The organism is Paenibacillus sp. FSL R7-0273, assembly GCF_000758625.1.
GTDB lineage: Bacteria > Bacillota > Bacilli > Paenibacillales > Paenibacillaceae > Paenibacillus_AQ.
Genome location: NZ_CP009283.1, coordinates 300,277 through 322,671 on the forward strand (window position 1 = coordinate 300,277; position 22,395 = coordinate 322,671).

The 22,395-nt window shown below is 55.4% G+C and carries 18 protein-coding genes and 1 pseudogene; 14 read left to right on the plus strand and 5 right to left on the minus strand.

The window, feature by feature from the left end:
* Positions 1–14 precede the first annotated feature (14 nt).
* The gene (gene pdxR / locus R70723_RS01330; RefSeq protein ID WP_039869160.1) at positions 15–1,454 is read right to left on the minus strand and encodes a MocR-like pyridoxine biosynthesis transcription factor PdxR; all 1,440 of its coding nucleotides are present in this window, start codon (positions 1,452–1,454) and stop codon (positions 15–17) included.
* A gap of 107 nt (positions 1,455–1,561) precedes the next feature.
* On the opposite strand from pdxR, the gene R70723_RS01335 reads away from it, so the two are divergent.
* From R70723_RS01335 to clpB, 4 genes and pseudogenes are all read left to right on the plus strand, one after another.
* A complete protein-coding gene (locus tag R70723_RS01335) occupies positions 1,562–2,116 on the plus strand; it encodes a GNAT family N-acetyltransferase (RefSeq protein WP_039869161.1) in 555 nt (184 codons plus the stop codon).
* Between the two features lie 198 nt (positions 2,117–2,314).
* Positions 2,315–2,785: an Hsp20/alpha crystallin family protein gene (locus R70723_RS01340; protein WP_039869163.1), complete on the plus strand. Its 471-nt coding sequence runs from the start codon at positions 2,315–2,317 to the stop codon at positions 2,783–2,785.
* A 171-nt stretch (positions 2,786–2,956) separates the two neighbouring features.
* Positions 2,957–3,955 (plus strand): annotated as a pseudogene (locus R70723_RS31370) (DnaJ C-terminal domain-containing protein).
* Between the two features lie 82 nt (positions 3,956–4,037).
* A complete protein-coding gene (clpB, locus tag R70723_RS01350) occupies positions 4,038–6,677 on the plus strand; it encodes an ATP-dependent chaperone ClpB (RefSeq protein ID WP_039869164.1) in 2,640 nt (879 codons plus the stop codon).
* 538 nt (positions 6,678–7,215) lie between these two features.
* On the opposite strand, the gene R70723_RS33675 is transcribed toward clpB, so the two are convergent.
* Positions 7,216–9,051 carry a glycosyltransferase family 2 protein gene (locus R70723_RS33675; protein ID WP_047170991.1) on the minus strand — a complete coding sequence of 612 codons (1,836 nt, stop codon included), beginning with the start codon at positions 9,049–9,051 and terminating at the stop codon, positions 7,216–7,218.
* 257 nt (positions 9,052–9,308) lie between these two features.
* Between R70723_RS33675 and R70723_RS01365 the strand changes: the two genes are divergently transcribed.
* Positions 9,309–9,749 carry a hypothetical protein gene (locus tag R70723_RS01365; protein WP_039869165.1) on the plus strand — a complete coding sequence of 147 codons (441 nt, stop codon included), beginning with the start codon at positions 9,309–9,311 and terminating at the stop codon, positions 9,747–9,749.
* Positions 9,750–9,935: 186 nt separating this feature from the next.
* Here the strand turns inward: R70723_RS01365 and R70723_RS01370 are convergent, their stop codons facing one another.
* Positions 9,936–10,775 (minus strand): SDR family oxidoreductase, encoded by an 840-nt coding sequence (locus R70723_RS01370; protein WP_039869167.1) that lies wholly within the window; start codon positions 10,773–10,775, stop codon positions 9,936–9,938.
* A gap of 192 nt (positions 10,776–10,967) precedes the next feature.
* Here R70723_RS01370 and R70723_RS01375 point away from each other — a divergent pair, with 192 nt between their 5' ends.
* Positions 10,968–12,005 (plus strand): AI-2E family transporter, encoded by a 1,038-nt coding sequence (locus R70723_RS01375; RefSeq protein WP_039869169.1) that lies wholly within the window; start codon positions 10,968–10,970, stop codon positions 12,003–12,005.
* Positions 12,006–12,086: 81 nt separating this feature from the next.
* Here R70723_RS01375 and R70723_RS01380 read toward each other — a convergent pair whose 3' ends face one another.
* Positions 12,087–12,479: a hypothetical protein gene (locus tag R70723_RS01380; protein WP_039869170.1), complete on the minus strand. Its 393-nt coding sequence runs from the start codon at positions 12,477–12,479 to the stop codon at positions 12,087–12,089.
* A gap of 266 nt (positions 12,480–12,745) precedes the next feature.
* Here R70723_RS01380 and R70723_RS01385 point away from each other — a divergent pair, with 266 nt between their 5' ends.
* The 3 genes from R70723_RS01385 to R70723_RS01395 all read left to right on the plus strand — a co-directional run bounded on the left by R70723_RS01385 (position 12,746) and on the right by R70723_RS01395 (position 16,123).
* Positions 12,746–13,441 (plus strand): response regulator transcription factor, encoded by a 696-nt coding sequence (locus tag R70723_RS01385; protein WP_039869171.1) that lies wholly within the window; start codon positions 12,746–12,748, stop codon positions 13,439–13,441.
* Positions 13,438–14,904 carry a sensor histidine kinase gene (locus R70723_RS01390; RefSeq protein ID WP_039869173.1) on the plus strand — a complete coding sequence of 489 codons (1,467 nt, stop codon included), beginning with the start codon at positions 13,438–13,440 and terminating at the stop codon, positions 14,902–14,904. The genes R70723_RS01385 and R70723_RS01390 overlap by 4 nt, the downstream gene beginning before the upstream one ends.
* 91 nt (positions 14,905–14,995) lie before the next feature.
* Positions 14,996–16,123, plus strand: coding sequence for a TolB family protein (locus R70723_RS01395; RefSeq protein ID WP_039869175.1), 1,128 nt, complete (start codon positions 14,996–14,998; stop codon positions 16,121–16,123).
* A gap of 52 nt (positions 16,124–16,175) precedes the next feature.
* Here the strand turns inward: R70723_RS01395 and R70723_RS01400 are convergent, their stop codons facing one another.
* Positions 16,176–16,616, minus strand: a complete 441-nt coding sequence (locus tag R70723_RS01400; protein WP_039869176.1) for a DUF6376 family protein — start codon at positions 16,614–16,616, stop codon at positions 16,176–16,178.
* A 395-nt stretch (positions 16,617–17,011) separates the two neighbouring features.
* Between R70723_RS01400 and R70723_RS01405 the strand changes: the two genes are divergently transcribed.
* The 5 genes from R70723_RS01405 (at position 17,012) to R70723_RS01425 (ending at position 22,327) form a co-directional block, all read left to right on the plus strand.
* Positions 17,012–17,557, plus strand: coding sequence for a MarR family winged helix-turn-helix transcriptional regulator (locus tag R70723_RS01405; RefSeq protein ID WP_039869178.1), 546 nt, complete (start codon positions 17,012–17,014; stop codon positions 17,555–17,557).
* 618 nt (positions 17,558–18,175) lie between these two features.
* On the plus strand, positions 18,176–19,630 hold the full coding sequence (locus R70723_RS01410; RefSeq protein ID WP_039869182.1) for an aryl-sulfate sulfotransferase: 1,455 nt from the start codon (positions 18,176–18,178) through the stop codon (positions 19,628–19,630).
* Positions 19,631–19,660: 30 nt separating this feature from the next.
* Complete coding sequence (locus tag R70723_RS01415; RefSeq protein ID WP_039869184.1) at positions 19,661–20,695, plus strand: ABC transporter substrate-binding protein; 1,035 nt, start codon at positions 19,661–19,663, stop codon at positions 20,693–20,695.
* A 60-nt stretch (positions 20,696–20,755) separates the two neighbouring features.
* Positions 20,756–21,532 carry an ABC transporter ATP-binding protein gene (locus R70723_RS01420; protein WP_039869186.1) on the plus strand — a complete coding sequence of 259 codons (777 nt, stop codon included), beginning with the start codon at positions 20,756–20,758 and terminating at the stop codon, positions 21,530–21,532.
* Between the two features lie 18 nt (positions 21,533–21,550).
* On the plus strand, positions 21,551–22,327 hold the full coding sequence (locus tag R70723_RS01425; protein ID WP_039878100.1) for an ABC transporter permease: 777 nt from the start codon (positions 21,551–21,553) through the stop codon (positions 22,325–22,327).
* Positions 22,328–22,395: the final 68 nt, after the last annotated feature.

Below are 22,395 nucleotides of genomic sequence, written 5' to 3' on the forward strand. Positions count from 1 at the left end.
AGACAATGACCGTCTTACTCCGTAAGCCACAGCTCTGCCAGCAGCCGGATTCCCTCGCTGATTGTGTCCTCGGGGATTGCCCCGAATCCGAGGATGAACTCCGGCGGATCAGGCTCCCTCTGCTCCCACCACGTGTAAGAAGCCGGAGTGACGCGGATTCCGGCTGCTGCAGCCGAGTCTGCCAGCAGGCGTGCGTTACCGCAGCTGTTCAGCCGCAGCAGGAGGTGAAAGCCGGCGCCCTGCCCGCGGACGGCTGCCTGCTCTCCGAAGTGCAGCTGAATGGCCTGCAGCAGAGAGTCGTGCTTCTTCTGGTAGAGCAGGCGCATCCGCCGCAGATGTCTGGCAAAATGGCCCCGCTCCAGAAAGTAATGCAGCGCGATCTGGTTCAGCCGCGAAGCGGAGTGCTCCAGGTACAGCTCCTTGGCGAGGCTGCGGTAAGCCGGGAGCAGCTTCTCCGGCAGCACCATGTAGTGTATACAGAGGGCGGGGGCAACAGACTGGGCGAAGCTGCCCATATAAATGACCGGACTGTGCTCTGTAAGCCCCTGCAGGGAGGGGACCGGCCTGCCGTGATAGCGGAATTCGCCGTCATAATCATCCTCGATGATATATCCGCCCGTAGAGACGGCCCAGTCCAGCAAGGCATGGCGCTTGGCTATGGGCATAATCATTCCGCACGGAAACTGGTGCGAGGGGGAGATGTATACGGCGCTTGTCCTGCTGCTGCGCAGCTTCTCTACATCAAGCCCGTCCTCCTCCAGCGGAACAGGAATAATCTCATAGCCGTTTCTGCGGAAGGCGGACGGCAGGAGATGATATCCCGGGTCTTCGATGGCCAGCCTCCGGGCTCCGCCGGGCAGAATATGGCAGAGCAGTGAGCACAGCAGATGCTGGTCACCGCCGATAACCACCTGCTCCGGCGTACAGCGCAGCCCGCGGAACTGCCGCAGATGGGCGGCAATGCTCCCGCGCAGAGCCGGCTCGCCCTGCGGATCACCGTACTGCAGCAGGTCGGGATTATGCAGCTGCTCCTGAAAGAGGCTGCGCCAGACTTTGTGCGGGAACAGGGAGAAGTCATTCTTGGAGATGTGAAAATCATAAGGATATTGCTGCGGATCACGGGGCGTAATCGCTGGCAAAGCCTGGGCTGGAGGCTGCCTGTGGCGTTCCTCCGGCTCTGCCGCAGCATCTGCCCCACTGAGCGCATGCATTGGCTGGACGCTATATCCGCTGCGGGGCCGGCTGGCGATGAAGCCCTCGGAAACCAGCTGCTGATAGGCCAGCTCGACCGGAGTGGCGCTGATATTCAGCTGCCCGGCCAGGCTGCGGATGGAGGGAAGGCGGGTATCAGCCGGCAGTGTCCCGCCAAGAATCTCTTTTTTGAAATAGTTATACAGCTGTATGTAATACGGGAGCTTCCCGTCAGCATCGCTAAGCATAGGGTTTATCAGCATCGATCGGGCTCTCCCATCTGTCCTTTGGAATTTGCTTGTTTTGTATATTTTATAAGATACAGATATGCATTACCATAGAGTCATTAATAGAGACGGGGGATGGCATAATGAGCAAGCATTCGGGACTATTAACGGGGGAGCGCGTATATCTGCGCCCGCTGAACGGGGAGGACGCCGGGCTGTATTACAATATGTTTTTCGGAGCGGAGACACGCCGGCTGACGGGAACACAAAGGCATATTAATAAGGAGCAGATTGCTGCCTATATTGAACGCAAGGCCGGCGATGACAGCGGTGTGCTGCTGCTGATTGCCCTCAAAGAGAACGATGAGGTCATCGGCGACATTGCAATACAGGATATGGACCGGGGCAACCGCACTGCCAACCTGCGTCTGGCTATCGGGGAGGAACAGCACCTGAACCGGGGCTACGGGCGTGAAGCGCTGCTGCTGATGCTCGATTACGGCTTCGGCATTCTTAATCTGCACCGGATCGAGCTGGAGGTCTATACCTTCAACAGCCGTGCTGAGCATGTCTATGAGAGTGTCGGCTTTGTGCGGGAGGGCGTGCGGCGGCAGACGCTTTTTTATAACCATGAGTACCATGATGTTGTAATGATGAGCATGCTGGAGCAGGAGTACCGGGAGCGATATTTAAAATAAAGGTCAAAATAGGTCAAAAAAGTTGAATGATAAAAATAAGATATAAAAAATAAGCCGAAATGCCGGAATTTCCCGGTTTTTCGGTTTTTTCGGGTTTTGAGATTGCGCGGAGAGGAGGCTATAATAAAGCCATAAGAAAGGTCAAACAAAGTCAAAGTAAATCAAAAAAAACAAAAGCTGATGAGAGGAGAATGGAATATGTTTGATTTGGTCCCTTTTGGAAAACGCAGAGATGATGTATTTGGTGCACTCACAAAGTCATTGCATGATGTATTTAATGATGAGTTTTTTGCCCCGATGACGGGCGGCAGCGCCCTGTCTTTCCGGACGGATATCCGTGAGAGCGAGCAGGCCTATCTGATTGAGGCTGAGCTGCCGGGCTTTGGCAAGGACGATATCGACATTGATTATTCCAGCCCCTATCTGACGATCAAAGCGGTTCGCAGGGAAGAGAAAAGCGAGGAGAATGATAAGCAGCAGGTTGTGCGCCGGGAGCGCCGTTATGGTGAGTATGTCCGCCGTTTCTACGTGCAGGATATCAGCGGTGATGACATCCGGGCCACCCTCAAGGACGGGCTGCTGACGCTCGAGGTGCCGAAGCGGCAAAAGGCCGCCGGAAAGCGGATTGAGATACAGGACAACGGCAGCACGGGACCGCAGCTTCAGTAAGCTGTCAAGCCCGGCGGAGTGCTGAGGGAGTACAGGGCCGCTTCGACGGGCTTTTTATATAGCAGTCTACACAAAGGCGCATTGTAGTGGGGATACCGGCTATGATGCGTCTTTTGTGAATAATATAGATACATGAGATGCAGAATCTTTGCTGGAAAGGAGTGGATTCTCTTGGCGGCAAAAAATTACTATGATGCGCTGGGCGTGAGCAGGCAGGCAAGCAGGCAGGAGATCAAAAAGGCTTATCAGAAGCTTGCGAAGCAGTGGCATCCCGATGTGAACAAGGCCCCGGAGGCAGAGGCCAGATTCAAGGAGGCTGCGGAAGCCTACGAGGTGCTGGGCAATGAAGAAAAGCGGGCCGCTTATGATGAGGAGCTACGCTACGGGGCTGCCGGCTTCGGCTCCGCAGGCGGCTGGCGGGCCGGTGGTCCGTCATCGGGTGGCGGGCAGGGCCCGTTTGGAGCAGGCTGGGAGTCTGCGTTCGGGGCCGGCGGTGCTTTTTCTGCGTCCGGCAGCGGGATCGGCGAGGAGGATCTGTTCGGTATGTTTTTTGGCAGCCGGGGGGCAGCGGACCGGGCGGGCTTTGATTTTTTCGGCGGAAGCGGCGGCAGCTCCGGCGGAGGGCATGGCATGATGCAGGCCCAGCTGGAAATTACGCTGGAACAGGCGTATAAGGGAGGCAATGTGAGCATACAGGCTGGCGGCAGGCAGATGACGGTTAGCATTCCGCCGCGCTCGCCGGAGGGGGCCGTTATCCGGATGCCAGGCGCGGCCGGCCAGAGTGAGGATTTGCTGATTGTCCTGCAGCTTGCACCGCATGAAATATACGGTGTTGAGGACGGGGACCTGCACGGAACGGTTGAAATAGCACCGTGGTAGGCCGTGCTTGGCGGAGAAGCCAGGGTGCCGCTGCCTGACGGCAGCAGCATCAAGCTGAAGATTCCGGCCGGTACGGCAGCCGGCCACATGCTGCGTATTCCTGGCAAGGGACTGAAGCGCCGGAGCGGAACAAGCGGCGATATCCTGTTTCGGATTGAGCTTGTGATACCGGCGGATACGGGAGAAGCCGGGAAGGCGCTCTACCGGAAGCTGGCTGAAACAAGCGGCTATCAGGCCGGAGTAAAGCGCGGAAGCAGCGGGAAGCAGCGGCAGAAAGCGGCTATGGGCTAAAAGAGCCGGTGGGTATCCGGGTAATAATATAGAAAGAACAAAGGATAAAGGAAATAGAATTTATGAAAGGTGATGTATGCATATGGATTTCAACAAGTTAACACAGAAGCTGCAGGAAGCGGTCGCTGCAGCACAATCGCTGGCGGCTGCTGCCGGGCACCAGGAGATCGACAATCTCCACCTGCTGAAAGCCCTGCTCCAGCAGCAGGAGGGCCTGCTGCCGAGGCTGCTGCAGAAGCTGAATGTTCCCGCAGCCGAGCTGCTGCGCGGCACCGAGGAGCTGCTGCAGCGGAAGCCGAGTGTCAGCGGCTCGGGTGCTGGCACTATGCGGCGCTACGCATCAGCCTCGCTGATCGAAGTGCTGGAGCAGGCCGATAAGGAAGCGGCCGCGATGCACGACGAGTTCGTAGCTGTGGAGCATGCCGTTCTGGCGATGGTATCAGACACCGGCAGCGGCAACCGGGAGCTGCGCGGCTTATTCACCAGCCGCGGGATTACACGCGGCAAGCTGCTGGGTGTGCTGGCTGAGATCCGCGGCCATCAGCGGGTGACGAGCCGGGAGCCGGAGGCCACCTACGAGGTGCTGGAGAAGTACGGCCGCGATCTAGTCGCCGAGGTGCGGGCCGGCAAAATCGACCCGGTCATCGGACGCGACGGCGAAATCCGCCGGGTGATCCGCATCCTCTCCCGCAAGACGAAGAACAACCCGGTGCTGATCGGGGAGCCGGGCGTCGGGAAGACGGCGATCGTCGAAGGCCTGGCCCACCGGATTGTCCGCCGGGACGTGCCGGAGGGGCTGAAGGACAAAACGATTTTTTCGCTGGACATGAGTGCCCTGGTCGCCGGTGCGAAGTACCGCGGGGAGTTTGAGGAGCGGCTGCAGGCAGTGCTTAAGGAAATCCGCGAGAGCAACGGCCGGATTCTCCTGTTCATTGACGAGCTTCATACGATCGTCGGTGCCGGAAAGACCGAGGGTGCAATGGATGCCGGCAATATGCTGAAGCCGATGCTGGCCCGCGGCGAGCTGCACTGTATCGGTGCCACCACGCTGGATGAGTACCGCAAATATATCGAGAAGGACCCGGCGCTGGAGCGGCGCTTTCAGCAGGTGCTGGTCAGCGAGCCGAATGTCGAGGATACGATCTCCATTCTGCGCGGGCTGAAGGAACGGTTCGAGGTGCATCACGGGGTCAAAATCCATGACAGCGCCCTGGTCGCCGCCGGCGTGCTCTCAAACCGCTATATCACGGACCGCTTCCTGCCGGATAAGGCGATTGATCTGGTGGACGAGGCCTGCGCGATGATCCGCACCGAGATTGATTCGATGCCGGGCGAAATGGATGAGGTTACCCGCCGCCTGATGCAGATGGAGATTGAGGAGGCGGCGCTCAAGAAGGAAACTGATGATGCCAGCGCGCGCCGGCTGGAGAGTCTGCAGCGTGAGCTAGCCGATCTCAAGGAGAAGCATCTGACCATGACTGCCCGCTGGGAGAAGGAGAAATCGGCCATTCAGGGCATCCGCGACCTGAAGAAGAAGCTGGAGCAGGCCCGCAAGGAGCTGGTCGACGCCCAGGAGGTCTACGACCTCAACAAGTCGGCGGAGCTCAGCTACGGCATCATTCCGGAGCTGGAGAAGCAGGTAAAGGCGGCGGAGGAAGCGGCGCAGCAGGATCAGGAGACCCGGCTGCTGCGCGAAGCCGTGACCGAGGAGGAGATTGCCGATATCGTGTCCCGCTGGACCGGGGTCCCGGTCAGTAGGCTCGTCGAGGGCGAGCGGGATAAGCTGCTGCGGCTGGAGGAGACGCTGCATGAGCGGGTTGTCGGGCAGGAGGAGGCCGTCTCGCTGGTGGCCGACGCCGTGCTGCGCGCCCGGGCCGGAATCAAGGACCCGAACCGGCCGATCGGCTCGTTCCTGTTCCTCGGGCCGACCGGGGTCGGCAAGACCGAGCTGGCTAAGGCGCTGGCCGTCTCGCTGTTCGACCGCGAGGACGGCATGATCCGCATCGACATGTCGGAGTACATGGAGAAGCACAGCGTATCCCGTCTCGTCGGCGCGCCTCCGGGCTACATCGGCTATGAGGAAGGCGGCCAGCTGACCGAGGCGGTCCGCCGCCAGCCGTATACGGTCGTCCTGCTGGATGAGGTCGAGAAGGCCCACCCGGATGTGTTCAACATCCTGCTCCAGCTGCTCGATGACGGGCGGCTGACCGATTCGCAGGGCCGGATCGTCGACTTCAAGAATACGATCGTCATCATGACCTCCAACATTGGCTCACCGCATCTGATTCAGGGAACCGATGACAACGGTGAGCTCACCCAGGCGGTCAAGGACCGGGTAATGAAGGAGCTGAGCGGCCATTTCCGTCCGGAGTTCCTCAACCGGGTGGACGACATCGTCCTGTTCAAGCCGCTGACGATAGCGGAAATCGGCCAGATAGTCGTCAAGCTCGCCGACGGGCTGCGGCTGCGGCTGTCTGAGCGCGGCATCGGGCTTACGCTTAGCGATGCTGCGGTCGGCTTCATCGCTAAGGAGGGCTTCGACCCGGTCTACGGGGCAAGACCGCTCAAGCGGTTCATCCAGCGCAGCCTGGAGACGCCGGTCGCCCGGGCGCTGATCGCCGGCGAAGCAGAGGAGGGCTCGGTGCTTGCCGTCGATGAAGCAGACGGTAAGCTGAGTGTCGCCATCCGGCAGCCTGAGCCAGCTGCATCAGGCAAGGCCTGAGCGGGCTGCTGGTGATAGCAGCGGATGTATGGCCCCCCGGCTGGAGATATTGGCGAGGTGTGTGGCTGTCAGACTGAAGATTGCAGCGGACGTGTGCGGTTATCCAGCTGGTGCGCCGCCGCAGACAGCAGGTTCTTCTGTAGCAGGAGATTCCTGCCTTCCGGACGTCTCCATGAGGAATAGCTGCACTTTATACAACTACACAGGCTGAAAATCCGGTTTTTTCGGATATAGCTGCATTTCGTGCAGCTATTCCTGGAGTTTTCTGCCCAAAAAGCCCGTTGGCGTACTTTTAATTGCACAAACTGCAATTAAAGGACGCTGCGGGCTTGTTTTGGTTAGGAATAGCTGCACAGAGTGCAGTTAAACTGCAGATTAGGCTGTTTGGCCGGCCAAATGAAGCGATACGCAGCTGACCGCGACAGCCTTTATAGGGCAAAGTTAGTTTATAAAGCGGCGGATTAGCCTTTGGAGCTCTCTGCAGCATGCCTCCGTCGAGCATAAGCTCACATAAAGCCAGGATCAGCCCACATGACCGTTATTCTACCCAGGGTATCAGCTTGGGCTGCTGGTCGAGGATCGACTGGTACTGCTCCTTCCAGCCGTACTGTCCGTCGGGGTCGAGCAGCATGTAACGCAGGTACTTGTCGAGCCGGTATTCCGGCCTGGACCAGCCCAGATGCTTGAGCCGCAGATTGCTGAGCTGATGCGGCAGCTCAAAGATATTCTCCGGCAGCCGTCCGCAATGCTGCGGCGAGTTGTTCCAGACGTAGCTGAACTCCTTGCGGTAGCGCAGCAGAAACGGCCTGTAGCTTTGGTGGGAGCGCCAATATTTATCATCCCGGTAATGATTGTCGTCCCAGAAATCATACAGCCGGAAGCAGAACAGGTCGCAGGCCTCCTCCTGCAGCAGCAGTCCGATGTCCCGGGCAAACCTTGCTTCAAACACCTCGTCGGCATCGAGGCTTAGAATCCATTCAGGGTCCGTTGCAATAACTGCCTCCCACTGCTGCATGCGCAGCTCGGCTTCATTGCTGAATTTGGAGACTTCATTGCGCACAAGGTGCAGCGGAATGCCGTTAAGCACTTCACGGCAAATATCTGCCGTGTTGTCGGTGCTGCCGTCATCAATAATGACGGCCTCGTCAATGTACTTGCGGTGCTCCAGCAGAACCTGCCGCAGGAAGCGCTGGCTCTCGTTTTTGACCACCATCGTCAGCGTGAGCTTGGGCCGCCGGGCTTCCGCCTCGGGCGTGTTCCCGCCAATCTCCGCCGGTGCGGATATCCCGGCGGCTGGTGCAGCCTCCTGAGCCGGCGGCTGGCCGGCCGGGCTTCCGCCCGTCTGTTCTTCGCCGCCGGTACCATCCACCGCCGCCGAATCACCCGCTCCCGCTGTCGTCTCGCTATGCGCCGCCGCACCGCCCTGGCCCGTATCCGCCCGCCCGCTTTCGCCCGCCGGTCCGCCTGTATCCAGCGCCCGTCTGTCTTCGCCTGCTGGTCCGCCCGTATCCAGCACCTGTCTGTCTTCGCCCGCCGGTCCGCCCGCATCCACCGCCCGCTCCGCTGTTGTCAGCCGGACATAATCCGCGACCTTCTCCAGGTCGCTGTCGCGGTACAGATGCAGCGCCGGGTAGCGGGTATCGACATACAGCGCGATGCCGAGGGCCGCGGCCCGGATGCAGAAATGGCGGTCCTCGCCCCAGTAGGAGATGTTGCGGATCATATCATAGCTGACGCCTGAGCAGATGGCCCTCCGGCTGATCAGGGTGCAGGCCCCGAGCCCGCCCACCTCATAGATACCCGGCTGCTGCAGTTTGGCCAAAAAAGCGTGAAACCGGCGGCTGATCTCCTCCGGCCCGGGCTTTTCGCCCGGAAGAATCTCCCACTGGTTATACTCGTCATGCATCCAGACCTGCGGCTGCAGCAGCGTGCCGGGCTGCCACTGGGTCCAGAACACCTCCGAGATGATATCCTTTTCCGTGCTGACCAGATGCAGCAGGGTATCAGGATGGAGAATCAGATCGGAATCAATCAGGAACAGATAATCATAGCCGAAGGCTTCGGCCCGCCGGATCATCAGATTTTTAAACCCGGCTACCTTCCAGACCAGATCAGAGTTCCAGTAATGGGTAGTGTCATTGCGGATATAGGCATCATTGAAGCCGGAGGACTGCAGAAACACTTCGCTGCCCGCCGGGGCAAATCTCTGCAGCAGCAGAGTAGAGCCGGCGTCGTCATTGTCATCGATAAAGTAATAATCCAGCACAATCCCGTCACGCCGCAGACGCAGAAGCGAGCTCAGAAAATGCTCCAGGATCTGCGGTTTTTGATGAATCGGGCTGCCGAGCAATATCCGAATCTTCGTCTCACTCATAGCCTGACACTCCTGTGCAGGGTCACCATAGTTGTACATCCCCTCGTATATGCAGATAGACGTTATGAAATATATGTATTCAATATATTGAGAGAAGTACTAGACTAAACCTGATTTTTTTGCGGTGTAAGGAAAATGCCGGGTTGATGCTTCGGGAAGGGCTGTTGTACAATACCGACTAGACAAACCTTAGATAACGGGTATGCCCGGGCCGCATCGCAGCTTATGATCTGAAGGGACAAACAGGAGGTAAGGTTATGACGGAATCATCCAGTACAATCAAATTATCGCAATGGGATGCATTGCTGCTTGAGGCGCTGCGCGGACAGGGCTGGTCTGATGAGCAGCTGCTCGGAATCACTTCTGCCGCTGAGCTGCCGGAGGACAACAGTCCGTTCCAATTCGATTTTAAGCAGCTGGCTGCCTTTGCCGCAGAGAAGCCGGAGGAGTACCGTCAGGCTGTGACCGGAGGGTATCAGATCAAGTACAACACGATCCGCGGCATCCGCAGCTGGATTCTGGTGGCCCTTGGCAAAGAGCCAAGGCTAGAGCTTGAAGAGGGAAAAGAGGCCGTTGAGGCTGAATTGACTGCCGGGGAAAGAGCGCGGGTAGAGCAGGTGCTGTCATTCGGCTGGCAGATTACTCCAGCTGCTTCGCAGGCAGACGGAGCTTACCGGATTGAGCCAATCCGGCGGTAAACAGAATATTAAATAAAGGAAGGGCCCTTCGGCATTTGCCGGAGGGCCGTCTTTATTACATTTATGTTGCGGAAGCAGGAAAAAGGGATAAACGCAGCAGAGAAAGCATGAAATAGACTAAGGGCAGTTAATGGATACGCCTAGCCGCAGGAAACCGGGTCTAAAGTCAGGATAACGCTGTCCACACTACATGTTCAGCTGAATCTTACGGGTGCTGAGCACACCGTCCAGCCCGGTAGGGTCTGCGTTTACTTTATGTCCTACGAAGGCTTCGGCCCGCGCTGAAGTGCGGATACGCACCGGCTTGGTCTCCATGTGCACCAGCTCCCACATTACATCAGCTACGGACTCTGCAGTCTGCGGCTCTGCATTACGCTGCAGAAAGGCTGCGGTATAGGCATCAATTACGGGCTTGTACTCATCCTCCAGGATGCCTCCGGTAACGGCTACATGGCCCATTACAGTATTGGTGAATTCTGTTGCAATAGCTCCGGGTTCCAGCAGGGTTACATCAATATTGAACTGCGGCTTGTAATAGGTAGCCAGGCTTTCGAGCAGTCCCTCTACCGCAAACTTGCTGGCACAGTATATTTCATTCATCGGCTGGCCGACTAGTCCGCCTACGCTTGAGGTTGCAACAATGTGAGCATACCCGCTCTTCTGCAAAAGCGGCAGTGCAGCCTGAATCGTCTGCATCACCCCGTAGACATTAGTTTCAAACACGCGGTGAATCTCATCCATCGGCGCCTGGCCAAGAGCGCGCAGATAACCGTAGCCGGCATTTGCGAACAGCACATCCAATGAACCGTGCTCATGCGCGATCCGCCCGATAACCGCCTGGATACTGGCCGGATCGGTAACCTCCAGCTGCACAAAGTGCAGATTGCTTTTTTCACGGTACAGCTCCTGATCGCGTTCCTGATTCCGTGTCCCGGCATATACAGTCCAGCCCTCCCTTGCAAAGCGCAGAGCCGTTGCCAGGCCGATTCCCGAGGATGCGCCGGTAATGCAGATGATTTTACCCATAATAATTTTGCCTCCTTATTGATAGTCAGGAACAAATTTATACACATTGCAGCATAAAGCGCGCGCAGCTTTCTTAAGTTTACATAAAGACTGCATTTTCGCGTATTTTTGCGGACACCTTATATTGTAGGATCGTTTTCATTACGGTAGACTGTAATGGAGTCTATAGCTGCAAGCGAATGGAGAGGAACGATGGAAGTGTTTAAGCGTTATTATGCAAATTTGACGGTCCGGCGCTTTGGGATTCTGGTGCTGATCGGTCTGCTGCTCTACAGTATCAGAGATATGCTTAATTTAGTGCTCCTGACATTTTTGATTGCTTATGTGATGAACAGCTTTCAGGTTCTGCTGACAAAGCGGATCAGCAAGTTTGTCAAAGTGAACAGCAAAGTCATTATTGTTATTCTGTACATGGCGCTGATCGCGATGATTGTGCTTGCCCTGGTTAAATATTTGCCCAAAGTGTTCGAGCAAGTCAAGCAATTAACCAACTATCTTAGTAACCTCACTGCTGACGATATCCCGCAAAACCAGATCACCCTGTATCTTTTCGATATGCTCAAGGACCTCAATTACCAGTCCTACCTCAAGGGCGGAATCGATTATGTGTTCAAAATCAGCAACTGGGGTACCACCTTCGTATTATCCACCATTCTGAGCTTTGTTTTCATCCTGGAAAAAGGCCGCATTGTCAGCTTTACTTCCCGCCTGAGAGAGAGCAAGATTTCCTGGTTCTACGTCGAGCTTGAATATTTCGGCAAAAAATTCATCTCCTCCTTCGGTAAGGTTATTGAGGCGCAGATTCTGATTGCGCTGTTCAATACTGTTTTCACCGTTGTCGGCCTTTGGGTGCTGGGTATGTTCTTCTCCCCGTTCCCGTATCTGTTTGCACTTTCCATTATGATTTTCATGCTCAGCCTGATTCCGGTGGTCGGCTTTGTTATCTCACTGGTTCCGCTTTGTATTATCGGCTATAACATCGGCGGGCTGGAAATGGTTATCTATGTGCTTGTCATGATCGCCGTGCTCCACTTTATGGAGGGGTATTTCCTTAATCCGAAGCTGATGTCCTCGAAGATGAACCTGCCGATGTTCTATACTTTTATCGTGCTGCTCTTCTCCGAGCATTACATTGGCATATGGGGGCTGATTCTCGGGATTCCGATCTTTGTGTTCTTCCTGGACATTCTCGAAATTACCCGTGACGAGCCGGTAAAATCCTTAAAATAATAAAAGGCAGCCCGCCAGCAGATAATTGCTGAACGGCTGCCTTTTTTCATAAAGATATATTGGGGTTGGCTAAATCCTGGATCAGCCGAATGTAGTGGAGATGCTTTCAGTTACGAGTTCTCTCAGCTCGGCCTTTTGGGCTATGTACTGCTCAGCCGTAATGCTGCCGCCGGCCAGACGCAGATCCAGCTGCTCGGTCAGCTGTGCGACCTGAAGATCAATGACGCTGTCCACATCGCCGCCGTTCTCTGCTGCGATATCCTTCAGGGATTTGCCTTCATACAGCGACTCGTACAGCTCCTCATCAGAGGACTGGTTCAGCGCGACCAGCAGCTCATCCTTATCAGCCACAGGGGCCGAGGCGGACCATTTGGCTACCGGATAGGCAAGGGCGGCGGTTCTGCCCCAGGTTGTTCCTCCAAAAGACATGGCAACAACCATGGTCCCGACAATCATCACTCGTTGTATATTCATGTAAATATCCTCTTTTCATCATTAATTATATCGGTAAAGGGTTATAGGCTAGGTCGGCTAGGATAAGTATGCTTAAGTGCATTATAAACGGGAAAGCTGAGGCTAAGCTTAAGTCCGGTTAAAGATTACCTAAAGTTGAATGCGGACGACCGGCGCCTTTGGCCGCACAGACAATTCAAGTTATACTATCAGCAGAAGCAGACAGGTTACTGCGGGAAGCAGTGCCAGATAGTAAATAAACCATAAGGGTAAGGGGTGAACCGCCCGTGAATAAAAAAGTGCTGGTCGTCGATGACGAACAGAGCATTTCCGGTGCTATTGCCTACGCACTCCGGCGGGAGGGCTATGAAGTGGATACGGCAGGCGACGGGGAGGAGGCGCTCTCCAAGGTACAGACCTTCCGGCCGAATGTGCTGGTGCTGGATGTGATGATGCCGAAGCTGAACGGCTATGATGTGTGCCGGCGGCTGGAGGACCGTGATGATATCGGCATTATTCTGCTCACAGTCAAAAATGATATTGTTGATAAAATCGTCGGCCTGGAGCTCGGTGCAGATGATTATATGACGAAGCCGTTTGAAATCCGTGAGCTGCTGGCACGGGTGAAGGCCTTGCTGCGCAGGCTGGAGAAGAAGACGGGCGATACCATAGGCGAGGTGCTGGAATACGGGGAGCTGCGCGTCTATCCGGAGCGGCGTTCCGCCGAGCTTAAGAATGGGGAGCTGGAGCTGACGCCGAAGGAGTTCGACCTGCTGCTGCTCCTGCTCTCCCACCCGCAGCGTGTATACATGCGCGAGGAGCTGCTGGAGCAGGTCTGGGAGATGGACTATGCGGGAGGTACCCGCACGGTGGATATTCACATTCAGCGGCTGCGTAAAAAGCTCGGCGACCCGTATCAGAATATGCTGCAGACTGTATACGGGGTTGGCTATAAAGCGGTGCCGGCCGGGGGCTACCCATGAGATTCAGCATCAAGCTGAAATTCAGCCTGTTCCTGGGGCTGCTGCTTATTCTGGCGGTCAGCGTGCTGAGCTATTTTGTGCTGCGCGGGGTAGAGCGCAATGAGCAGACACAGGCGGAGGCTTCCCTCGCCCAGCATGTCAAAACCGTCAACCTGCGTGTAAAGCAGGCTTATTATACCGGGGTCCGTCTTGAGCCGCAGCAGTTTCTGCAGCGGCGCGGCCGCGAGCTGGCGACTGAGCTGGCCGGCTTTACCGGTCTGGAAGTCACGCTGTACGATGCGGAGGGTGAGCAGGCGGGGACCTCGGTGCAAGGTGTGCCTGTGCCGGCAATCCCGGGTACAGCCGAAGCGCTGGCCTACGCACTGCAGAACAAAATCGCTTACCAGAGCAACGGAGACAAGCTGCTGTATCTGGCTCCGCTTCAAGGCCCTGAAGCACAGATGGGCGTGGTGCAGCTGCAGTATTCGCTGAAGAATGCACAGGCGTTCCAGCAGACGCTCCGCAATCTTTTTCTGACAACCGGTGCCGCCGTGCTGCTGCTCAGCTTCATTACCGGGTATCTGTATTTCAACCGGGCTGCCGTAGCTATCAGCCGGCTGAAGCGGGCGGCAGAGTCGATCCGCCGCGCCGAATATATCTCCGCCCCGCCGCTTAAGCGCAGGGATGAGCTGGGCGAGCTGGGGGAGGGGATTTATTACATGAGCAGAGAGATTGAGTCGAGCATTGCGGCCAAGGATGAAGAACAGCGCAAGCTGCAGCTCGCTGTAACCAAGCTTCAGGCGCTGGAGCAGCAGCAGAAGCAGTATATCGGTAACATCAGCCATGAATTCAAGACGCCGCTGACCTCCATTAAGGCTTATGTGGATCTCCTTAACATGTATGATGATGACCCCCAGCTGCTGCTGGAGGCCAAGACCAGCATTGCCAAGGAGACGGACCGGCTCTATGAAATGGTGGATAAGGTGCTGCAGCTGACGGCGCTGGAGAAATATGATTTTGAGTCACAGGCAGAACGGTTTGAGACGGCTGAAGGGCTGCGCGATATATGCGGGCGGATGAACGGTAAGGCAGAGCGTTTCGGGCTGACCCTTACGCTTGATGCAGAGCCTGCCCATATCTGGATTGATAAAGAGAGCTTTATGCATATCTTCATCAATCTGATTGATAATGCGATTAAATATAATGTTCCTGGCGGAGCGGTCTCTCTGCGCAGTGAGGTCCGGGAGGACCGGGTGGAGATTACGGTCAGCGATACCGGCATCGGGATTCCGGCGGAGGCGCGGGGGAAAATTTTTGAGCCGTTCTATACAGTCAACCGTGACCGTGCCCGCGCTTCGGGCGGTACCGGACTAGGGCTGTCACTCGTGCGCAATCTGATGGAGAAGCAGGGCGGTACCATCGTTTTGCTGGAGACAGAGGGCGCGGGAACGGCATTCCGGCTTTCTTTTCCGCTGGTGCAGTAAATTAAAGTTTACAAGTTGGAAACATCCTGCGGCGGTTTGGAAATAACTTTCGTTTATTCTTGGTGCAACAACATTGTAGGGGGAAGCGATCATGAGCAGACAAGCGGGCGGCAGGACGGGTAAGGCCGGGCTGGCATTGCTGGGCGCAGCGGTTATGCTGTCTATGACGGCATGCAGCTCAGGAGAGACGGAGGCGCGGCAGGTCATTGAGCAGGCAGGCACCAGGATTACGGTCATGGATAACACCAGTGAATCTGTATATACCAGGCTGCAGCTGGAGGGCATCGACAAGGTGGCGGACATGCGCAGCATGGATTGGGTAAGTGAGGACATCATTGTGGTGGACAAGGAAAACCGCAGTCTGTCTCCGCAGCTGATTGAAGGCTTAGAGCAGTACCCGCATAACCTCTATCTGCATAACCTCTCTACCGGGGAGGATACGCCGCTGCAGGAAGGGGACCAGAATTACGGAGCGGCTCAGGTGTCTCCCGACAAAAGGTATGTTGCGTATAAAGAAACCAATGAAATGGTGGGCCTTGGCTATATCCGGGATCTGGAGTCCGGCTCTGCCGTCAAGGTGGATGAAGCGCCGTTCCGGGTGGAGGAAGGAGAATGGGCGGACGACGGGCGTTTCGTGTTTCCCGGCATGGATGGAGTGGTCTACAGAACCGATGTACAGGGGGCAAAAGAGGCTGTCGTGGAGTCCGGTGAATCCTATGTGCATGAGGTAGTGCAGTCTGGCGGCATTCTCTACTATGTGACAGGTGAAGATATGGGGCTGACCGCTTATGATACAGATTCAAAGCAGTCCAAGGTGCTGAAGCAAAGCGTGGTGTGGGTAGCACCTTCTCCGGACGGCAGCAGGCTGGCAATCGTGAAGCGGACCCGGCCGGGAGAAATGGTGCTGATGCTCTGCGACAGCGAGGGCAATGAGCTGGCGGAGCTTGCCTCCGGCCAGCAGGTATTCGGAACCAGCTGGTCTCCGGACGGCAGCAAGCTGTCTTACTCGTTAACTGCCGAGAATCCGTCGGACGACCAGAACGGGGTCTTTATTACCGAGCTGGAGAGCGGGGAACAGACTCAGCTGCTGAGTGACATTGAAATTGCCGACCAGCTGCGCTGGAGCCCTTCGGGCAGGAAGCTGCTGGCTTCGGCGGTCGCGGTGAAGGATAACAAGTATGAATCTACGACTTATGTGATCAGGCTGTCCCAGCCATAATACAAAATCGCCTGCGGTATGGCTTTCGCTCATACTGCAGGCGATTTGTATGTTATTGCGGAATCAGCTGGCTGATCTGGTTCAGCAGACCATTGATCTGGCTGATCGTCTCGGGGATTCCTGTCGATTCAAAGGCGGCCTTACCATCCTCCAGGTTATTCGCGGCCTGATCCAGGCCCTGCTGGAGCTTATCGTTATAGCTGACGATAGACTGGTGAAGCTCAGTAGCATATTCCGGAACCTGAAGATTGGCATAATCGGAAATTTGCTCCTTCAGGGAATTCAGCCGTTCTGTTAAGGCCTCTCTTGCCTGGGTGTCTGTGGCTGCATCAGTAGCCAAGGTTTCCATCTCTTGCCCGAATGCTGTTAAGGTCTGCATGTATGAGGCTGTATCGGACGCAAAGGTGACACTGTTCTCCACCTTCTCGGCAAACCCGCAGCCCGGGACTATCAGCAGGATGAACAGCAGCAGACTTAGTCCGTATTTCTTCATGTGCTTCACTCCTCTTGAATATCGTATGTGCCGGTTTACTCTAGTTCATACGTCAGGCGGGTGAAGAGGGTTACGGGAAATCATCATGAAATTACGATGAAAACACTATGAATTAAAGTTAAGAATAATAGGAATTTTTAATTCTTACTTGACAGGTGTGATTAAAGGGTTATATGATAGCACCAATACTTCATCAGTAATTAAATGAACAGTGAAATAATGACTTGAGCCGATTGGACCGCCAAAGGCTCCCGCAGTACTACCCTATGGAGGGAGTCTGCCGGGAGCCTTTTTTGTATACCCGGGGTCCCCGCAAAGTACCTGAGTTAGCTTCCATGTACAAGCGGCACTTTGTGGATTTATGTTATTGGCTGATAGAGGAAAGCAGGGATGTTATGACAGACGAGCAATGGGAGCAGCTGGAGGAAGCAGACTATCTGTTCCGCAGAATGGTGCGCAGATTCGTGAAGGAGCGTGACCGCGTGAACGTCGAGGGCATTACCTTGCCGGGCATGCTGATCCTGAACAAGATTATCCGGGAGGGTGAGCAGCGGCTGGGTGATCTGGCCGGAGAGCTCGACTTCACCTCCGGTGCGATTACGGCACTAAGCGATAAGCTGGAGGCAGGCGGATTTACAGTCCGCAGGCGGAAGGAGGATGACCGCAGGACAGTACTGCTGGATATTACAGCAAAGGGCCGGGAGCTGGTTCAGCGCAACAGCAGCATCGGTGAACGATGTATCACGCTTCTGTTCGAGGGCTTTACGGAGGAGGAGCTTGCCCAGCAGAGCCGCTTTTTTGAGCGGATCACCCGGAACCTGGAGGGATTCTCGGATACACTGCTGGAGCTGGCCAAACAGAATGCCGAAGCTCCCCCGCCCCCGCCTCCTGAGCAGAAGCCGCGAAGAGCTTTACCGGATAATAAGTATCTAAGCTACTGATAAGCGGGACGGGTGATACATGGCTAAGGTGCCGTTATCTGCGCCGTATTGATAAGTGACTGCGATACCGATAATTGGGCTGGGAATAACGCACTAAGTTACTCAGAGCTGAACCAGAAACTAATATTAAATATGCATATAACAACGATGGACATACGTTTTATTTAACGAGACTGATTGCTATCGAACGTGACTGATTGCTGTCGTATGAGAATTTGCTGCACAGGCTGCTGCTGGCCCGATTAGGTGGAAAATGTTCATCTAATTCTGGGGCAAACGCTGAAACAAGGATATTAGGTGGAAAAAGGCTAACTAATGTGCTGATTTTGGGCTTGTAGCAGGTTTATGGCCCAATTAAGTGTCAATTTTCCACCTAGTCCTTACAAAAGCTAAGAACCGGTGGAATTAGGTGACGAAAATCGAACTAAATGCTGCTTCCTAAGCCGACAGCGAGCGTACGCTCACAAAAACTAAGCACATGCTTCCGAAGTGAGTTTTGTCAGAAGTCCATTCAGTGAAGTATATCAAACAAAACTAAGCGTATGCTCCCGAAGCGAGTTTTTGTACGAAGCAGATTCAGGGAGCTTATGCTAACAAAACTTTTAAGGAGAGATAATCATGGGACACTCAACCATTTACCCGACAGGAGCTACCTTATACAACCCGGCCAAGGCATGGAGCGGCTATACCGTCTATCAGGCGGGCGAGGAAGGGGTCGTGCTGATTGACATGAACGGCAAGGAGGTCCATCTGTGGCAGGGGCTGCTGGGCTTTCCGGCCAAGATTCTCCCGGGCGGCTATGTGCTGGGCAGCACAGGCAGAAGAGACCCGAAGTTCGGCATCCAGGACAATGTTGATCTGGTGCAGGTGGACTGGGACGGCAACATAGTCTGGAAGTTCAACGGCTATGAGCACATCGAGGACCCCGGCTATGAGCCGCTGTGGTATGCCCGCCAGCATCATGATTATCAGCGGGAAGGCAATCCGGTAGGCTATTATGCTCCAGAGCTTGACCCGCAGGTGCATAGCGGCAAGACGCTGATCCTGGCTCACAAAAACCTGCACAACCATGACATTTCCAACAAAGAGCTTTTGGACGACACCATCCTTGAGGTGGACTGGGAAGGCAACATCGTCTGGGAGTGGAAGGCCAGCGATCATTTTGCTGAGCTGGGCTTTGATGAGGCGGCGCGCAATGTGCTGTTCCGTGATCCCAATACCCGCTCCTTCGGCCATCTGGGCGGCGGCATCGGCGACTGGCTGCATATCAACTCTGCCTCCTACGTAGGTCCGAACAAATTCTATGATAACGGGGACGAACGCTTCCACCCGGACAACATTATCTGGGATGCCCGTGAAGCGAACATTATCGCCATTACCGACAGAGCGACAGGTGCAATTGTCTGGCGGCTCGGACCGGACTATTCCCTGCCTGAGGTGAAGCATATCGGCTGGATTATCGGCCAGCATCATGCCCACATTATTCCGCAGGGCCTGCCGGGTGAAGGCAACCTGCTTGTATTTGATAACGGCGGGTGGGGTGGCTACGGCCTGCCGAATCCGGCATCCCCTTTTGGCCAGAAAAACGCCGTACGCGATCATTCACGGATTCTCGAGATTAACCCGGTTACTTTTGAAATTGAGTGGCAATACACCTCGGCAGAGGCCGGCTTCTCCGTCCCTACGGATTCTTACAAATTCTACAGCCCGTATATCAGTTCCGCCCAGCGCTTGCCGAACGGCAATACATTGATTACCGAAGGGTCCAACGGCCGCCTGTTCGAGGTAACCGCGGAGCATGAAATTGTGTGGGAGTACGTCTCGCCGTACACAGACCGCCGCAATACCAATATGGTGTACCGCTCTTACCGGGTGCCTTACGCCTGGGTTCCGCAGCTTGCGAAGCCGCAGGAAACCGAGATTGAGCCGATTGATGTAACGACCTTCAGAGTACCGGGTGCAGCGCCAAAAGGCTCAGATTCCGTGGTTAGTGTCGCAACAACGCTGCCGTTCGTAGAGGGGGCCGCTTGTGTGGCTACGGCAGATGAGGGTGTGCTGCAGCGCAAGGGTTAGCCCATTAATATAACGAAGAGGTGGATTGTCATGAAAAAAAGAGGAACCTGGTACGGACCGGTTATTCTGCTCTTATCCCTTTCCCTTGTTACTATCCTTTCCGGCTGCAGCTCCAAAGGTGATGCGGCCGCGTCCGGAGAGGCAGGCGGCAGCAAGCCCGCAGCCCTAAAGATCAAAATCGCCGACACCAACACCAATCCGGTGTTCCGGGTGGCGGCGGACATGGGCTTTTTCAAAAATCATAATGTTGACGCAGAAATCGTCACCTTTGCCTCACCGGCCGAGGGGGTAAACGCCCTGTTCATTAAGCAGGTCGATGTAGCCTACGGTGCAGACTTTCCGGTGCTGAATGCGGTATCCAAGGGGGGCTATTCCATCATAGCTTCTGCGGGGCAGGCCACGGATCAGGCGGCAGCAGCCTGGAAGCTGTACGTAAGAGATGATATCCAGTCAGCGGCTGATCTGAAGGGCAAGAATCTGAGCTTCATCCGCGGCACCTTTATTCCGTACCTGTGGGATGAATACCTGAAGGAGCAGGGCATTGCGCTGAGCGATGTGACGTTGACCGGACAGGGAGGCTTTGACGAAGCTTTTATAGCCTTGAAGCAGGGGGATATCGATGCGGCCTGGGTCATCGGCTCGGCGCTTGTTGATAAGCTGGCTGCCCTGGAGAATGTGCATGAGCTGAGCGATATGTCCAAAACGCCGGTGCGGCTCGGCATGGGCATTGTGAGCAGTGATGATTTCATCGCAGCCAATCCGGATGGAATCGGCAATTTCCTGGCTGCGGTCGATGAAGCCTCGGCGTATGCCCAGGAGCATCCGGAAGAGGTGGCGGACCTTATGTATGACGAAGTGAAGCAGCCTAAGGAAAATACATTAAAGGATCTGCCGCTCAATCCGTGGATTATCGGCTTTACACCGGCTGCCTATGACAGCCTGGCCGGACAGAAGGCCTATATGCTCGGTGCGGGAATCATCGAGAAGGATTTCGACCTGAAGGCAGTAATCAATCTGGAGCCTCTTAAAAAAGTGCTGCCGGATACCGTGACTTACGGAGAGTAAAGAGATCAGTTTAACGAGAAATTTTAACCACCCATTCAAAATGTTCAGGAGGTGCCTTGGATGTCCTCACTATCTAACAGTCATGCCATTCAGATTGAGCAGCTGCGCAAAAGCTACAGCGCCCTGACTACAGGAGACGTTCATTACATCATTAAAGACGTCAATCTGGTGATCAAAGGCGGGGAATTCTTCGTTCTGCTCGGACCGAGCGGCTGCGGCAAATCGACGCTGCTGAATATGATCGCCGGGTTTGTCTCGAAATCGGGAGGCAACCTGAAGGTGGACAATGTCGAGATTGACCGGCCGGGCAGAGACCGTGCGGTTGTCTTCCAGCAGGCCGATTCCTCCCTGTTCCCCTGGCTGACGGTGCGGGAAAATGTGGAGTTCGGGCTGCGGATGAAGAAGACGCCGAAGGCTGAGCGTAAGCAGATTTCAGACCGCTTCATTCAGCTTGTCGGCTTGTCGGGGCATGAGAAGAAGTTTCCTAAGGAGCTGTCGGGCGGCATGAAGCAGCGTGTGCAGCTGGCCCGGGTGCTGGCGAACGATCCGGCCATTCTGCTGATGGATGAACCGTTCGGCGCTCTGGATGCGATGACCCGGCGGACGATGCAGAAGGAGCTGGTCAATATCTGGCGGGAGACGCACAAGACGGTTATTTTCGTCACGCATGATATTCAGGAGGCGCTGCTGCTCGGGGAGCGGATCGGCATTATGTCGGTCGGTCCCTCCTCCAACATCACCGATATTTACGATAATACGCTGCCTTTTCCGCGGGATGTGGCCTCCCCTGAGTTCTACTCGCTGTACAACAAGATTCAGGGTCATTTTGAAGAATAGATAAGGGTGTGACAGATGATGAAATGGGTGGAGAAAAAATGGGTTTCCGTCACGCTGCTGTGGCTGGCCGCCTTATGCATCTGGCAGCTGGGTGCGCTGATATACGGCCCTGACGTTATTCCGGGACCGTGGGCCACACTCCAGGGCGGCCGGGAGCTGGTCAGCGACGGTACCCTGATGCAGTACATCGGGATCAGCTTTTACCGGGTGCTGGTGGGCTGGGTGCTCGGCAGCCTGCTGGCTGTTCCAATCGGGCTCATTATCGGCAAAGTAAACATCATCCGGATTTTTGCCGAGCCGTTTCTGAATTTTATCCGCTTTATTCCGCCTATCGCCTTTATCACGCTGTTTCTGGTATGGTTCGGGATCGGGGAGCAGTCCAAAATTGCGCTGATCATGTACGCCACCTTTTTCATCGTGGTGCTGAATACGCTGACCGGTGTGATGTCGGTGGAGGAGGACAAAATCCGCTCCGCCCGCAGCATGGGGGCCAGTGAATGGCAGATTCTGCTGCATGTCATCGTTCCGGCGACCACACCGTATATTTTCACGGGGATCCGGCTGGCAATGGGCACCTCATACATGGCGATTATCGGCGCGGAAATGATTGCTTCAAACGAAGGTATAGGCTATCTGATCTGGAACTCGCGGCTGTTTTTCCGGACGGACTGGATTTTTGTCGGGCTGTTCTGCCTCGGCTTCATGGGCTTCTTTACCGACCGGCTGTTCAACTGGTTCGGCCGCAAGGTGCTGTACCGCTACGGTGTCGTGAGTGTGGCTGCACGGAAGCGTTAGTCTTGCTGGCTGCACCGGAGCGGCCTTCACTCCTCCATGCTATAATGTAAGGGCAACAGCAGACAGGA